Origin of the sequence: Chryseobacterium sp. SG20098, assembly GCF_031844745.1 — a bacterium.
GTDB lineage: Bacteria > Bacteroidota > Bacteroidia > Flavobacteriales > Weeksellaceae > Chryseobacterium > Chryseobacterium cucumeris.
In genome coordinates this window covers 2,920,455-2,936,001 of record NZ_CP134622.1, presented here as the reverse complement: position 1 = coordinate 2,936,001, position 15,547 = coordinate 2,920,455, and the positions used below count along the sequence as shown (strand labels likewise).

12 protein-coding genes are annotated in these 15,547 nt (G+C 36.5%); 1 reads left to right on the top strand and 11 read right to left on the bottom strand.

Going from position 1 to position 15,547, the window contains the following annotated elements; all coding sequences use genetic code 11:
- Window positions 1-10 precede the first annotated feature (10 nt).
- The 6 genes from RHP76_RS13400 to RHP76_RS13375 form a co-directional block, all read right to left on the bottom strand.
- A complete protein-coding gene (locus tag RHP76_RS13400; RefSeq protein ID WP_311228386.1) occupies window positions 11-1,150 on the bottom strand; it encodes a beta-ketoacyl synthase N-terminal-like domain-containing protein in 1,140 nt (379 codons plus the stop codon).
- Window positions 1,147-1,575: an acyl-CoA thioesterase gene (locus RHP76_RS13395; RefSeq protein WP_311228385.1), complete on the bottom strand. Its 429-nt coding sequence runs from the start codon at window positions 1,573-1,575 to the stop codon at window positions 1,147-1,149. Before RHP76_RS13395 ends, RHP76_RS13400 begins: the two co-directional genes overlap by 4 nt.
- Entirely contained in the window at window positions 1,565-2,833 is a 1,269-nt protein-coding gene (locus RHP76_RS13390; RefSeq protein ID WP_288442765.1) for an ABC transporter permease, read from the bottom strand. The genes RHP76_RS13395 and RHP76_RS13390 overlap by 11 nt, the downstream gene beginning before the upstream one ends.
- Entirely contained in the window at window positions 2,820-3,578 is a 759-nt protein-coding gene (locus RHP76_RS13385; protein ID WP_062675949.1) for an ABC transporter ATP-binding protein, read from the bottom strand. Before RHP76_RS13385 ends, RHP76_RS13390 begins: the two co-directional genes overlap by 14 nt.
- Window position 3,579: 1 nt before the next feature.
- Window positions 3,580-4,575, bottom strand: a complete 996-nt coding sequence (locus RHP76_RS13380; RefSeq protein WP_062675948.1) for a BtrH-related acyltransferase DarH — start codon at window positions 4,573-4,575, stop codon at window positions 3,580-3,582.
- 61 nt (window positions 4,576-4,636) lie between these two features.
- Entirely contained in the window at window positions 4,637-5,041 is a 405-nt protein-coding gene (locus tag RHP76_RS13375; protein ID WP_062675947.1) for a flexirubin biosynthesis protein DarG, read from the bottom strand.
- A 359-nt stretch (window positions 5,042-5,400) separates the two neighbouring features.
- On the opposite strand from RHP76_RS13375, the gene RHP76_RS13370 reads away from it, so the two are divergent.
- Window positions 5,401-8,313, top strand: a complete 2,913-nt coding sequence (locus RHP76_RS13370) for a M16 family metallopeptidase (protein ID WP_288442766.1) — start codon at window positions 5,401-5,403, stop codon at window positions 8,311-8,313.
- A 458-nt stretch (window positions 8,314-8,771) separates the two neighbouring features.
- Here RHP76_RS13370 and RHP76_RS13365 read toward each other — a convergent pair whose 3' ends face one another.
- Genes RHP76_RS13365 through RHP76_RS13345 form a run of 5 tightly spaced genes read right to left on the bottom strand, consistent with a single transcriptional unit; the run spans window position 8,772 to window position 15,404 of the window.
- Complete coding sequence (locus tag RHP76_RS13365) at window positions 8,772-9,215, bottom strand: hotdog family protein (protein ID WP_311228384.1); 444 nt, start codon at window positions 9,213-9,215, stop codon at window positions 8,772-8,774.
- 6 nt (window positions 9,216-9,221) lie between these two features.
- Window positions 9,222-9,653, bottom strand: coding sequence for a hotdog family protein (locus RHP76_RS13360; RefSeq protein ID WP_120233200.1), 432 nt, complete (start codon window positions 9,651-9,653; stop codon window positions 9,222-9,224).
- On the bottom strand, window positions 9,653-10,792 hold the full coding sequence (locus RHP76_RS13355; protein WP_062675943.1) for a dialkylresorcinol biosynthesis protein DarB: 1,140 nt from the start codon (window positions 10,790-10,792) through the stop codon (window positions 9,653-9,655). Before RHP76_RS13355 ends, RHP76_RS13360 begins: the two co-directional genes overlap by 1 nt.
- Window position 10,793: 1 nt before the next feature.
- A complete protein-coding gene (locus RHP76_RS13350; protein WP_311228383.1) occupies window positions 10,794-11,708 on the bottom strand; it encodes a dialkylrecorsinol condensing enzyme DarA in 915 nt (304 codons plus the stop codon).
- Between the two features lie 42 nt (window positions 11,709-11,750).
- Window positions 11,751-15,404, bottom strand: coding sequence for an MMPL family transporter (locus tag RHP76_RS13345; protein WP_311228382.1), 3,654 nt, complete (start codon window positions 15,402-15,404; stop codon window positions 11,751-11,753).
- Window positions 15,405-15,547: the final 143 nt, after the last annotated feature.

Below are 15,547 nucleotides of genomic sequence, written 5' to 3'. Positions count from 1 at the left end.
CACTTTCAGTTTAACATTTTTCCAGTACAACAGCTGCATTACATCCACCAAATCCAGAAGCGGTCTTTAGAATATATTTAATATCTGCAGTTTTGTTTTCTTTAATGATATTCAAAGGCTGGGTTACTCCTGTTTCCTCAAAATTTTTTGAAGGAAGCAGAGTGCCGTGAAGAGCACTTTCCATGGAAATGATACTTTCCAAAAGACCGGAAGCACCCAGGCAATGTCCGTAATAGCCTTTCATACTGTTGAGAGGAATATTCTGGAGATCCATTCTGTTGAAGGCAATGGCTTCCATTTCGTCGTTATATAGAGTGGCTGTTCCGTGGGCAGAAATAAAATCAATCTGTTCCGGAGAAACCTTCGCTTCAGTCATAGCATTTGTGATACTGGCATATAAACCGTCACCGGTTCTTGAAGGTCCGGAAATATGATTGGCATCATTCACTGCTGAATCTCCCAGTACTTTAAATCTGAATTTTTCGTTTCCAGTTGACATTGAAGTGATATAAGCAGCAGCTGCTGCTTCACCAATATTAATTCCGTTTCTGTTTTTATCATAAGGTTTACAAGGTCCTGATCCTATTGCCTGAAATGAATTGAATCCTGAGATAACAAATTCAGAAAGCTCATCACCTGCAATCACAAAGGCATCTTTATATTTTCCTGCCTGAATCATATTTTTAGCAACAGACATTGCCATTACTCCTGAAACACAGGCGTTAGAAACGATGATCGGTTTGGTTTTAAATCCAAAGAAATAAGCAATTTTTTCTGCTAATTTTGATAAATAAACACCTTCCGGTAATTCCGGCTGGTTTTTTAACAGACTGATATTTCCTTTTGTTGTAGAAAAGATGAAAGCCGTACTTTCCGAAACGGTATGTTTTTCAACAAGAGGCTGTAAGCTTAAAAGAAGCATCTTCTCCAGTCTTGTGAAATCAGTTGTATGCTGAGCGAAGAATCTGTTGAACTCTTCATTCAGTTCGTCAGAATCAATCATAGAAGTATAAAAAGCCTCCTGATTGTCTATAATTTTATGTAAAGCAACTCCTGACTGTCCTTCTAACAGAGCGTTCCAGTTGGAATCAACATTGAAACCTAAAGGAGTTACACAATTGTAGTCTGTGATATAAATTTCCTTTTTCATGATAATCCCATTTTATCTTTCCAGTTTTGAAAAAATTCCGGATTGTACAGGCATAAGCTTCCATTGCTATCAAGAAATACCTGAATGGTTTCTCCGCTGCATACCAGTTGATCTTCCTGATTGAAAAGCTCATATCTGTAAATAAGTTTGGCAGATACAGAATTGATAAAAGTCGTTACGATCTTAAATGTCTCTCCATACTTTAAAGGAAGAAAATGCTCACAGGTACTTTTTACAATAGGCGTTACATATCCTGCATTCTGGATATCAAGATAGGTAAGACCATGCAGACGACCGAAAGCTTCTCTTCCGTCTTCAAAATACACGATATAATGCCCATGCCAGACAATGCTCAGCGGATCTGTTTCATTGAAGCGTACTCTCACTTCTTCGGTACAGGTTAATATATTTTCTTTAGACTGCATTTTGTTTTTTTTCGTAAAAAATGGAAATAGCTACGGTGGCAATATAGAATAAGAAGAGGAAAACCAGTTCTTTGGCAATTCCACCAATTCCGCTGTTTCTTAAAATAATATCATAATAGGCATTCAGCCCCCAGTTCATAGGAGAAAATTTAGCTACGGTCTGCATAAATTCCGGCATTAAAAATACAGGAACCCAAATCCCGCCAATAGCAGCTAAAACCACTACAGAGGTTGCTCCAAATGGGGCAGACTGTTCCTGCGTATCGGCTATAGTTCCCAATAGAACTCCAAATCCAATTGCGGCCAGTCCTGCAAACAGTGTTACTACCACAAGCTGGAACATTTTTCCGGATACATCAAAAGCCGGAAGATCCATATAAGGGAAAAGGTAAATTCCAACGGCAACCATCAGTAAAAACTGAATAAGGCAGATGATAAGATAGGTAAATGTTTTTCCTAAAATATGGACAAAGTAAGGAGTAGGGCTTATTCTTGCTCTTACACTTGTGCCCTGACTTTTTTCTTTTACCAGATTGATGGATAAAGGGACTACAATAAAGAAGATGGCAAAAAGTGTCCATGCAGGAACGTTGTGCTGAACAGAGTTCGGCATCACATCCATTTCTCCTTTTTGGGGAGTTATTTCTTTAAAACTGATCAGGTTTTTATTTTCGTCAAGATTTTCTGTTGTTCCCAGCTGCTCCTGAAATGCCTTGTAAATCTTTTTATTTTCAATCTCAAAAACCATTTTATTCACAGAATTCATCACGGAGTTTTTGAATCCGGCATTGGTAGCGGGATCAAAATACAAATGAATTTCTTTTGCCTTTGGAGCTGCTGTTTTTACTTTTGCCGAATCTCCTTCCAGTCCGAATGAGCTTACAATGGTCTGAACTTTAGAGTCAATATTGGAATTTAAATCTTTCGTTAAATTTTCAGGAATGACAATCGCCATCTGATAATCTCCGGAAAAAACAGCATTTTGGGCCGACTTTTCATTGAAGTTGGTCAGCAGTTGGAATGTTTTGCTGTTTTCAAGCTCTGCTTTTATGTTTTTTGATACCTCAGATTTGTCCTGATCAATAAAGATAATAGGAATCTTTGATCCTTCAAGGTTTTTAAAGGTAGAATCCTGAATAAGGGTAATGGTGACAATCAAAAGCAAAGGCATCACAAAGATGATGACGATTCCTCCAATATCTCTTTTTAGCAGAAGAATTTCCTTAATAAAACTTCTCCACAGTTTATACAACAACATCTCTTAATTCTTTTCCGGTTAATGAAATGAAAACGTCTTCCAGGTTTTCGGCATTGGCAATCTGCGAAACAAGTTCTTCAGGGGTTCCTACAGCATGAATTTTTCCATGATCGATGATGGCAATTTTTGTGCAGAATTCTTCAGCCTCAGAAAGGTGATGGGAAGTATAAATAATGCACGTTCCCTGTTTATTTAAATCCAGAAGATAATCAATAATTGCTTTTTTAGATTGAACATCCACACCTACAGTCGGTTCATCCAGAAAGAGAACTTTAGGATTGTGAAGGGTGCCGGCGATGAGGTTGCAGCGGCGTTTCATTCCTCCTGAAAATTGCCCTACCTGCTTGTTGGCAAATTTTGAAAGCCCCATGATTTCAAGAGATTCATCAATGGCTTTTTTAAGCTGATTATGCTTTAAACCATACAGGCTTCCAAAAAACATGAGGTTTTCTTTGGCTGTAAGTGTTGGGTATAAGGCATATTCCTGTGGAACAATTCCGATAATCTGTCTGATTTTAAAGCCGTCCTTCTGGGGAGATAAACCATTGATGGTAAAATGTCCTGATGTAGGTTTGATTAATCCTGAAAGCATGGAAATCAAGGTTGTTTTTCCAGCTCCGTTGGGGCCAAGAATTCCATAGATTTCATTTTTACTGATGCTCAAAGAAATATCATTTACAGAAAACTCATCAGAATTTTTGTATTTTTTGTATAAGTTTTTAATCTCAATCATATTTTCTGCCATATCAGATCGCTTTTCTCAGTTTTTTATAGAAAGCTTCTTCCAGGTCTGCAATATGCAGCATTGTTTTTGAAAGTTCGTTATAGATATTGCTTTTGGAGTTTCTGTTTTTATAAACACGGGCAATATCCACGGCAAAGTCTCTCCAAAGGTCACCAATAGAAGTAATTTCTTTTGATAATTCCTTCAGCTCATCATTTTTAAGAATAACAGCCGCTTCCTGAAGAAATGCACCATAGATAAACCTGAAGCCTCCGCCTCCGGTTCCGATTTCTTCCTGCATCCTGATCAATTGTCCCAAATAATGGTTAGTCACTTTTGTACCTTTCTTTTCAGCCCATTTCGGGATGCTTTTGGCTACCCATCTCATAGCTTTTACTCCGATAAGCGGTACTGGCGCCAGCATATTTTTACAGGTATCCTTGATTCCTTTTTTGATGGCATCTTCAAGATTCACATTTTCCGGAACATACACAGGGTAGTACATATGTCCTTTTGGAGGAAGTGCTCCTTTGGCGTATCTTACTTTTTCCAGTTCTGCTTCAGAAAGGGAAGTGGTATAATCCATTACCGGATCACTGATCAGAAATTTTCCGTCTTCTTTTCCGTATACCACAAGGTTGTGGGCATTGAAGTGAAATTTATATTCTTCAGGAAAATAAGTAAGGTTGAAAACGCCCACCTGAAGTCCTGTAGGAATATTTTGTTCCAGATTTCTTTCAAGCGCTTTTTGGGCATCCTGAGGATTGGAGAATTTTTCTCTTTTGATTTTAATTCCTAATCTTTTGGCTGCTTTACTGAAAATAGCACCCGGCATCGGACGATAGCTGAAGCCCGGAGCAAAATTCACCTTCAGAAAAGGAAGATAGACAAAAAACAGTCCTGAACCGATCCCGAAGATCATAGGTTCGCTTAGTTTCAAGCCTTTGTTAAGCAGTAGATTAGAAGCAACACCGTTTTCGCAATGCGCAGTCTGATGGTGTTCAAAGTTTAATTTCATTTGCAGATTGTATCTTTTCTCTGGTCAAATGGAACGGGCATTATTTCTGGCCCTGTTTCATTTATTTTCCGTTGAAGTTTTTTAATTCATCCACTGAAATACCGAATGCATCGGCATATTTTTTCAGTGCATTTTCGCTTAGTGTTTTGAATATTTTTGGTTTAAAATGTCTTTTTACCCTCCATTGCCACATTCCTACATATGAAGCCAGAACGCCAATATCCATTTTGTTCAGTTCCATAAAATAGGCAATAGGGCTTGCTATATTATGGGCCACATTTTGTTTTGCTTCCTCAATTCTCTCATAAATAAGTTCCATAGATTCATCCAGAGCAGCTTTCTTGGCATCCCAGCCTGTACTGTTTGCTGTCGTGTAGTTGTCGTTCTCATCCGTTACATACAGAACTTCAGTCATGTTGGCGGATTTCAGGTTACTTTCGTCTTGAGGCAGGTCTTGTTTTTTCATCTAAATAATGTTTATATTTTTAGATTCCAGATGACATAAGGCTCACCTGTTTTTTGATTCTTTTAATCAGGTGGCTAAAATAGTGAAAATACATTATATGTAAATCATATTAAATTTGAGGGAGTTATTACCATGAAATAGAGACTGTATCATCAATAAATCTCCAGAATTGTTATAGAACCGTTTTTATTTTTCCCTGTTTCGAAAGAAGCTTTTAACTAATTCTATATAAAAGAATCTTAAAAGAATCCTATAAAGCTTATTGTTTCTGTTGGTAACGGTTCCTTTGTAACAAGTGTTTATATAAATAAGACTAATGGATGGAAATTTGGATTGGAAAATAATATTAAATAACTACTATGAAAAAGATTTTTATTTCGGTTTCGCTTTTCTGTATGATCAGTGCAATGGCACAGAAATTTGAGACTCAAAAACAGACGGATGCTCAAGGGTATACCTATGAAACGGTAAAGAATGACCAGACCGGAGTGCGTGTGTATACACTGAAAAACGGATTGAAGGTTTATCTGGCAAAAAATGATGATGCCCCGAGGATCCAGACGTACATCCCCGTAAGAACGGGATCTAATAATGACCCAAGTGATAATACGGGTTTAGCGCACTATCTGGAACATATGGTTTTCAAAGGAACTTCGCATCTGGGAACTCAGGACTGGGCAAAAGAAAAAGTCTTATTACAACAGATCTCTGATCTTTATGAGCAGCATAAAGCAGAAAAAGATCCTGAAAAAAAGAAAGAACTTTATAAAAAGATTGACGAAGTTTCCCAGGAAGCCTCCAAATATGCTATCGCTAATGAATATGATAAAGCAATTTCTTCATTAGGAGCTACAGGAACGAATGCTCACACTTCACTGGATGAAACGGTTTATAAAAACAACATCCCTTCCAACGAATTGGAAAAATGGTTAAGAGTAGAGAAAGAGCGTTTTTCAGAATTGGTATTGCGTCTTTTCCACACAGAGCTTGAAGCGGTATATGAGGAATATAACAGAGCTCAGGATAATGACAGTCGTCTTGTATTCTATTCATTGATGCAGGCTCTTTTTCCAAAACACCCGAACGGACAACAAACGACAATCGGAACTTCAGAACATTTGAAGAACCCTTCTATGGAGGCGATCCACAAGTATTTTGATACTTATTATGTGCCTAATAACATGGCTGTAGTATTGGTTGGAGACCTGGATTATGATAAAACTATAAAATTAGTTGATCAGTATTTCGGTGCATTCAAATACAAAGAACTTCCGATGAAAAAGATGGTTACGGAAGAACCCATGACCAGCATTGTTACCAGAACGGTAAAAAGTCCTACTACGCCAAGAATGACTATTGCATGGAGAACAGATTCTTATGGAACTCAGGAAGCAAGACTGGCAGACGTAGTATCTGAAATTTTAAGTAACAGAGGAGATGCAGGATTAATTGACCTTAACATCAACCAGAAGCAAAAAACGCTTGGAGCAGGAGCGTATGAGTCGCCTTACAAAATGTATGGTACATTTGGATTAGTGGTAACGCCTAAAGAAGGTCAAAGCTTTGATGAAGCTAAAAAACTTCTGATGGATCAGCTTGATCTTGTGAAAAAAGGACAGTTCCCGGACTGGATACTGAAAGCTATCGTAAATGATAAAAAAGTTCAGCGTATGAAGAGCTGGGAAACAGCTGATGGACTAGCTACTGAGTTATATGATTCCTATATCAATGTAAGAACATGGGAGCAGGAGCTGGATGAGATCAATCAGTATGATAAAATTACGAAAGCTGACGTAGTGAAGTTTGCCAACGATTTCTTTAAAGATAATTATGTTGTTATTTATAAAGAAAAAGGGGTGAATGATAAACTTGTACGTGTACAGAACCCTGGAATTACCCCGATTAAACTGAACAGAGAAGCTCAGTCTCCTTTCCTTAAAGATATTCTGAATACAAAAGTACCGGAAAGTAAGCCTGAATTTATTGATTTTAAAACAGCCATTCAGACTTCAAAGATCAAAGATAAGACGATAAGTTTTGTGAAGAATAAATATAATGAGGTTGCTCAAATCAGTTATATTTTCCCTTTCGGAACAGATAATGATAAAGAACTTTCTATTGCAGGAACTCTTTTCGAATATCTTGGAACCGATAAATACACTCCGGAACAGCTGAAAGAAGAATTCTTTAAACTGGGCGTAAGTTATAGTCTGAGAACTTCCAATGACCAGATGATCATTACATTAAGTGGTCTTGAAAGTAATATGAAGAAAGCTGCAGAACTAATGAACCACTGGATGACGAATGTAAAAGCTGATAAAGCAATTTATGCTCAAACGGTAAAAACAATTCTGGAATCAAGAGCTTCTGCAAAGAAAGATAAAGTGAGAATTATGGCTGCTCTTTCAAACTATGCTAAATACGGTAAAAATTCAAGAATGACAGACATTGTTTCGAAAGAACGTCTTGAGAGCATTGACGCCGTAGAATTGATGAAGAAAGTGAAAACGTTGAACCAGTATCCTTATCAGGTACTTCTTTACGGACAGGATCAGTCAGGATTAGAAAAAGCGGTGAAACCTTTTATCATTAATACAAGCCTTCAGCCTGCACAGGCAAAAGAATATGCTGAACCAGCTACTGAAGGAAAGGTATATTTCACAAATTATGACATGGTACAAATGGAAATGTCAAAAGTAGCAAAAGCCAGCACGGTAAACCTGAGTAACTTCGGGAAAGCAAATGTTTTCAATGAATATTTCGGAAGAGGATTATCTTCTATCGTTTTCCAGGAGATCAGAGAAAGTAAGTCATTGGCTTATACTGCCTATGTTTCTTATGGAAATGCTTCAGAAAAAGGGAAAGCAAACTATGTTACAAATTATATCGGAACACAGTCAAACAAGCTTCCTTTAGCTGTAAATGCAATGAATGACTTAATGGTATCTTTACCACAAATCCCGGCACAGTTTGAGAATGCAAGAGGTTCTGCCTTAAAACAGATTGCTTCTAACAGAATCAACAGAACAAATATTTTCTTCAATCAGTTAGCATTGAAAAAACTAGGGGTTGACTATGATATCAGAAAAGATATTTATGCTGAAATTCAGGGATTGACATTACCACAGCTTACAGGATTCTACAACACTGAAGTAAAACCTGTAAAATACAATACCGCCATCATCGGCAAGAAAGAAAATCTGAATATGGAGTCTATCAACAAAATGGGAGAATTCCAGGAAGTATCTCTTGAAGAGATCTTCGGATACTAATCCTTTGTTTAAAATAATGTTAAAAGCGGGACAGAAATGTTCCGCTTTTTTGTTGTTTAAAACTCTTTCTCCCTGACCATCAGAGTTTCACGGATTTATAAAATGTTTCACGTGAAATAATTCATCTGGTAATGAGGTTTTTATGATTGTAATTGTTTGAATGTCAGTTTGTTTTTGAAGAAGTGATGAATGTGTAAATAAACAAAAAACGGACGTTTTTCCGTAAAATCATTGTAATCAATTCAATAGGAGTGGGCCATGACTCTGAGCGGAGACGAAGAAAGCCCGCTTAAAAAAAGAGAAAAATCAATTGGCCGCAGCCTAAACCTATATTTTAAACACGAATAACACAAATGAATAACACAAATGTTCACAAATCTATTAGAGAATATAAAATTGATTTAAAAGAAAAAGCTGTACAAAATGTACAGCTTTTCTATTCTATTTTTAATTGATCATTACGATTTTACTTTCTGAATAAAAAGGTTGATCTCCGCTCTGATCAATAATTCATCATGATGAAATGTTTCACAGAAAATATGGCAAATGTTCTCAAACTGTGAAATAAGTGAAGCTTTGGAAATGATTTTGTCATGTACTTTTGGAAGAGCGAAAATCTCGATCTTCTTGATATTGGTAATGAACCCGATCACTTTAGTATCAGCTTCAGGATTTTCAAAGAAGCTTTGTCCAAGGATAGAAGAGCAGGTTTGGGCCATATTTTCGATTAAGCCGGCTTCTGCAAACTGATTGTTGTGAACAAATATATTATCTTCTTTGATTTCAAAGGAAGTCACTACTTTTTCTTTGGTCAGCTCCAGAATATAGTCTGCCATCAGCATCGGTTCACGATGCGGTAAAAAGTTGTGTATATTGATGATATTTTCTTCCTTTATCTCCATTTCAGTTTATTTTACAGCGGTTTTCATTTGAGATTTTGCAATCACTTCACCGTTCAGTTTGGTAACAATATCTACAAGGGTTACTCCCATTACTTCATTAAGGATGGTCACCTCAGATTTCAGGTGGTCTCCTACTTTAGGTAGTATTTCGGCTTCAAAAGATTTGATAGCTCCGATATATCCCGTAGGTGCATCTTTTCCCAGCAGATAATATTTATATCCTGTATGCAGGGCAACGCTCTGCGCCTGATGCTCAATCAGTCCTGAAGCCTGGAATAATCCGTCCTGGATAAAAAGGTTATCTTCTTTTATTTCAAAACCAGACAGAAGATGATTCTCAGAATATTCTGATAATTCATGTACCATCACAAAAGGAAACCTTTGCGGAATAAGGCTTTCTACAAAATCTTTATCGGATGTTGGCAGTCTGTGTTCCATTAGCAAACCGTTAATAAAGCACAAGAATAAGCAAATCTTCCACTTTCAGGAACACAAAGAAGTACTTTTTCTCCTTTTTTTAGTTTTCCTGAATTCATCAATTCTTCAAGGGCAATAAATATAGATCCTGCACCGATGTTTCCAACCTCAGAAAGGTTATAGAACCATTTTTCTGCAGGGAAATCCATTCCTTTTTTAGCAAACTCTTCTTTCAGTCCATCTTTGAAATATCCTGAAGAAATGTGAGCCAGTACGTGGTCAATTTTTTCCGGATCCAGATTATGCTTGTCAAAAGATGATCTTAAACTTTCTGCTCCTTTTACAAGAATATATTTATCAAGGATTTTAGTGTCTTGTTTGATGGCAAAAATAGATTGCTTCAGCCATTCATCAGAAGGGTAGTCAGCCCATGATTTCAGACTTCCGTCTTCCAGCTTATCACATCCTGCATACATACATGCTTCAATTTCGTGAGCATAAGAATAGAAATCAATGAATTCTATTTTTAGGGAAGTACTGTTTTCTCTCGGTTTATTTTCTAAAAGGAAAGCGCCTGCTCCATCAGAAAGCATCCATCTCAGGAATTCTCTTTTGAAAGCAATGATAGGTCTTTCCTCCAGTAATTTTAAATTTTCTGCTTCATGGTTGAATTTGTCAGCAGTCATCCATGCAGACATTCTTTCAGAACCTGCACATACTGCGTTGTCCTGTACACCGGCTTTTACAGAAAGGAATCCATAGTTGAGCGCATTCATTCCTGAATTACAAAGACCTGTTGAAGTATTAATTTCAATAGATTTTCCGATGTTAAGCTCACCATGCACCATAGAAGCGTGAGAAGGCTGGATCTGATCTGGTGAAGTAGTTCCTACCGATAGTAATTTCATATCTTCCTTTTTGAAATTTTCATCAAAAAGTCCTTCGATTGCTTTGGCAGTAAGCTGTGCATTAGAGTGGGTAGGATTCCCTTCTTTGTCTAAGGCGTAGTATCTTGTTGTGATTTTATTATTTCTTAGGATAAGTGATTTTGCTTTAGATGGCGCATCATTGATAAGCCCAAGATAAGTCTCCATTTCATCATTCGCTACCGGCTCATTGGGTAAGTATTTTGATGCTTTTGTTATAAATACGTCGTACATTCTATTTTAAATTAATTCCTTGTAAATATCTTTTTTGTTTTTGTCTTTTAAACCAAAATATAGGGGTTGTAAGCAGGTGTAAAACCAAAACGACAGGTGAGATAATCCATATCGCTGCCATCAAATATACCTTAAAGAATTTTATCAGCAATGGACGTTTCTCTTTTTTCTTGATAATCAGGTTAGACCATACTGTAAAAATTTTGTTTCCTACCTTTTCTACACGCACTAAAAACGCACGGATTTCAATCGCTCCGTTTTTCACAAGATCTGGTTGCAAACTATTAAGGTCGTCATTATTAAAATGTCTTTCAATAATCTCGCCATACTTTACAGAACCTGCGATTTCTTCATTGGAAACTCCTGCGGCAGTAAGCATTCCTGATTTTTCTTTCTGACCTGTGGTAAGCCATCGGAGAATCGTTAATACGCTGGTGTAATTGTCATGTCTGTCTACCAAAGCAATATTTCCTACGAGTTTAGCCTGTAAATCCCTTAAGTAAACCTTTAATTTTTCCTGGGAAAGCATCCACATATTTCTGGTTCCTGAGATCGTAACCACAGGAGTGTCTTTAAGGATTGGTTTTGCATAATCACTCTTTAAAAAAGAAATAATAGGAATGGATGGTGTGAGATACCATACCTGATACCCGAATAGGATAAGGTCGTACTTTTTGTTCAGAATTTCTTCTGAAGGAGGAAGGATTTCTTTTGGAATCTGTAGATAAGATTCAGGAAAAGTGTTGAAAAAAACATCACTTGGCCAAGGAAACGGGAAGTCTTCTTTCAGTTTAATATTATAATAGGTAACATCATATTTCTCCTTTTGAGCTTCAAAAGGCCTGGCGATGTTTTTCACAATATCTTCGAGTTGCCCGGTTTGTGAATAATATATGACAAGTATATTTTTCTTCATTAGTTTTCTTTAGCGTTTACAAAAATATGTTTTTCATATTTATTATTTGGTTTTAAATACTTTTAATGATTCTGAACTAAATTTTAGTGTATAATGATCACTTTTAAAAGAATCATTTTTTGTATTTACAAAAATGATCGTTTCCGGCAGCTCCTGAATATCATTCCATGTAAAACGATCATGGGAGATGAGGAGTACATCAATCTTTTTGTTTGCCTCAGAAAGGTCTTTTATATACTGGATCTTTCTTCTTTTTACCAGATAGCTGTGTGCTGCTGTTGCTCTTTTTTCATCATTCTGAACCAGAGAAAAAACTCTTCGGCTGGCCTGGTATAAAGTTAATAATGCATCCTTCTGCCCAAAATCATCAGCTAAATGAAGAATATTGGCGTCATTCGGAATATGCTTGTTCAGTTCGAAATAAACAGATTTGTTGGCATTAAAATCTTCTTTTACTTCTTTTACCACTTCACTGTCTTTGTAAAGATAGCTCAGGAATAATTTCTTTTTAAAATAATTCTCATCCTCAATCTCTTCACGCAGTCTGGCAAATTCTTCCCTGAAATGAGCGTTGATCTTCTTTGTTCTCTCAGAATAGTTTTTACCAAAACTCATGTTGTCTTTGCTGATTCTGTTCCCCACTTTTACCGTAATGCTTCCGTCGTAGATAATGAAGTCTCCTTTCGGCAATACCTCAGAGTTTCCGTGGATGTAAATAGGAAGAATATCCAGTCCGAACTGTTCTGCGAGATAAAAAGCTCCTTTATGGAATCTTTTCACATCATTGGTGTAAGAACGTTCTGCTTCCGGGAAAACAACCAGAGAATATCCCTGTTCAACTTTTTCTTTCAGTTTGTCCATTCCGTTCTCAATTCCCTGTGAAACGGGATAAAAGCCCAGTGCTCTTACCAGTTTTCCAAAAACAGGAGACTGATATACCCAGTCATTCACCAGATAAATAATTTTGTGGGTCGCCATTGCAATAGCCAGCGTATCGAGGAAAGAAGTATGATTGGCAATGATAACTGCAGGTTTGCTGAAATCTTCAGATGTATTTTTAATGACCTTCTTCTTTACAAAAGGATTAGAATAAAGAACGGAAGTTAAAAATCTGGCTAAAATAAGTTTGATAATATTCAGCATCTGCCCTTTGGAATTTTTAACAAAAAAACTTCCGAAAGCAGAAAACAGCAATCCACCCAATCCGTAATAAAGGAATGAGAATACTGACCATACAAACAATCTGAATGTGATGGGAGAAAGTCCTTTTTTCGCCCTGTTGGTAATGAATAATCTGAACCAGAAAGGATATAGGGTAGAGGTAATGATAATCACAGAGAACATTCCTATCAAAGCAACCAAAGCCAGGGAATGCAGGGCAGGATGCTTGGCAAAAATCAGAGAGCCAATTGAAAGGATCGTCGTGAAAACTGCAAGGATAATCGAAATTCTATACGTGGGTAATTCATTCTTTCCGGTAGTATGTTCTTTCTGCATAGCCTGAGTCAGGAAAATACTGAAGTCATCTCCGACTCCAAATACCAGCGTACACACTACGGTACTGAAAATATTTAATTCCAATCCCAGAAAATAAAGGATTCCGGCTGTAACAACTCCCGTTAAAACAATCGGGAACATGGTGAGAACCGTTAATTCAAAATTCCTGAAGAAAACGATGATCGTTAAAATAATGGCAAGAAGAGAATAATTGATCAGTGTATTGAAGTCTCTTTTCAGTAAACCAAGGAAATTTTCGTTCATCTGCTGGCGGTCAATGGCAATGGCATCATGCTTCTTCTCAATATCCTTGATGAAAGCGTCCCGTTTTTTTTCATCTACTTTTACCACATTGGAAACCGTGTAAAAACCATTTTCGCTGCTCATGAATTCTGAAATCTGAAGCGCTTTTACTTTTTGATAATCTTTCAGACTCAATGCGGAATAATTTTTATGCAAAACTTCATTAAAACCATCAAAAGCGGAACTGTTGAAACCGAATTTATTTCCGTTACTGATCAGTTCGGAAATGGCTAGACTTTTCTTCTGGTCATTCCAGAATCGATTCCATTGCTCAATTTTTTTCTGTTGGTCTTTTTCTGAAAGCACCACACTTCCGATAGAGTTATAGCTTAAAATTTTGCCTTCTTTTTTCTCTTTTTCAAGGAAGCTGCTCAGTTCAGAATTTCTGCTTAAAGCCTGTTCTTCAGAATCACCATAAGAGATAGTGTAGATTGATTTTGAAGTAATATCTGAAAGTTTCTGAAGTTTTGCTTCACTGATTTTTAATTCTTTGGGAATATAATTCAGATCGCCGATATCTTCATTGAAACCTACATGTCTGAATCCAAAAAGGCAGGCAAGAATAATAATAGAGCATCCTATAATCAGAGGCTTGTTTTTCTCGTACGGATAAGATCCGATCTTGTCAATAAAGTTAGTATTAGGCTGTTCACTCTTCTCTTTTGGTTTATAAAGCTGAGGAACAATAATCAATGCGGTGATTGAAGAAAGAATCACGGTGATCGCTGCAAAAAGTCCTAAGTCCTTCAATGCTTCAGAACGAACAAAAACCAGACATAAGAATGAAACGGCCGTCGTTGCACTACTCAATATAATAGGCTGCGTAATTTCTTTGTAGAGCTCTTCAATATTATTGTTGTGCTTATAATGGGTAAGAATATGCAGGGCATAATCAATGGTAATTCCAATCAGAATAGCTCCCACACTGAGTGAAATTGCCGAAATCTTATCTTTAATAAAATAAAGAACCAATAAAGCAAGCAATACAGAAAATACTGTTGGTAAAAAAACAATGATGGGAGTAAAGACATTTCTGAAATAATAGATCAGTAGAACCAGAAGAACCGTCATGGAAATGACTACTGTGTTCTGAATATCTTTTTTGATCTGCTTTGCATTGGCTACAGCAATTACAGGAGAACCGAAATAGCTGATCTCTGTTTTTCCTTTGAACTGTTTGTTGATTCCGTCTTTGATGGAATTAAGCTGATCTACAAAGGCCTCATTCGCTTTCGTGTCATTACTTTTGTTTTTAGGATCAATGAAAAGCAAGAGGTTCTTACCGTCTTTCGTTACAATATAGCTGTCTTCGAGTTTGAAATCTTTACTGATGTTTAAAGCATTTAATTTTTTGATTCCCAAAAAAGTAAGCCCCAGAGGATCTTTTTTAATAAACTCTTTGGTAACAAGACTTGTTGGAGAAACCAATGATATATAATTATTTTCTACCTGTCTGGCAATGCTGTCTTTCTGAAGTTTCCGGTCAATTTCCTTATAATCACTCTCATTAAGGAATAGAGGTAAATTCTGATTGACAAAATCAAAGGTTTCGGAGATTTCATTATCATTCACCTTACCCTGAACAGAACCGATGTATTTCTGTAAAGGCTCAATTTTTTTCAGAAACGTATCTGCTGTTTCGGAAAGCTGGAAGCTGTCTTCGCCGGATTTGTTCTCAATAATAACAATAATCTTATCCGAAAAATTAAGCTGTTTAAGAACCTTTGCCGTAAGATCTGACTTTTCATTTTTAGGAATAATCTGATTGATATCTTCCTCAAAATTGATCTTTGACGCAAAGAAAATGCATAAAACGGCAATTCCCATAGCTGCAAATACAGACAGGATTTTATTTTTGGAAATCAGATAATATAAAAATATAAAAAAGCGATGCATTGCATTTAAATCAAGTCTGCAAATTTAATTTTTTAAGCATTAGTTCAAAATAGTTAACGAGAAGTTTTCACTGAAAATCAATAAAATATTCTAGGAAGAATGAAAAAATATTCTACTTTTGCAAAAGTTCCCTTTTGAAAAAA

Coding starts and splice junctions, on each gene's coding strand:
- RHP76_RS13400 (WP_311228386.1), bottom strand. CDS start 1,150: ATGAAAAAGGAAATTTATATCACAGACTACAATTGTGTAACTCCTTTA.
- RHP76_RS13395 (WP_311228385.1), bottom strand. CDS start 1,575: ATGCAGTCTAAAGAAAATATATTAACCTGTACCGAAGAAGTGAGAGTA.
- RHP76_RS13390 (WP_288442765.1), bottom strand. CDS start 2,833: ATGTTGTTGTATAAACTGTGGAGAAGTTTTATTAAGGAAATTCTTCTG.
- RHP76_RS13385 (WP_062675949.1), bottom strand. CDS start 3,578: ATGGCAGAAAATATGATTGAGATTAAAAACTTATACAAAAAATACAAA.
- RHP76_RS13380 (WP_062675948.1), bottom strand. CDS start 4,575: ATGAAATTAAACTTTGAACACCATCAGACTGCGCATTGCGAAAACGGT.
- RHP76_RS13375 (WP_062675947.1), bottom strand. CDS start 5,041: ATGAAAAAACAAGACCTGCCTCAAGACGAAAGTAACCTGAAATCCGCC.
- RHP76_RS13370 (WP_288442766.1), top strand. CDS start 5,401: ATGAAAAAGATTTTTATTTCGGTTTCGCTTTTCTGTATGATCAGTGCA.
- RHP76_RS13365 (WP_311228384.1), bottom strand. CDS start 9,215: ATGGAGATAAAGGAAGAAAATATCATCAATATACACAACTTTTTACCG.
- RHP76_RS13360 (WP_120233200.1), bottom strand. CDS start 9,653: ATGGAACACAGACTGCCAACATCCGATAAAGATTTTGTAGAAAGCCTT.
- RHP76_RS13355 (WP_062675943.1), bottom strand. CDS start 10,792: ATGTACGACGTATTTATAACAAAAGCATCAAAATACTTACCCAATGAG.
- RHP76_RS13350 (WP_311228383.1), bottom strand. CDS start 11,708: ATGAAGAAAAATATACTTGTCATATATTATTCACAAACCGGGCAACTC.
- RHP76_RS13345 (WP_311228382.1), bottom strand. CDS start 15,404: ATGCATCGCTTTTTTATATTTTTATATTATCTGATTTCCAAAAATAAA.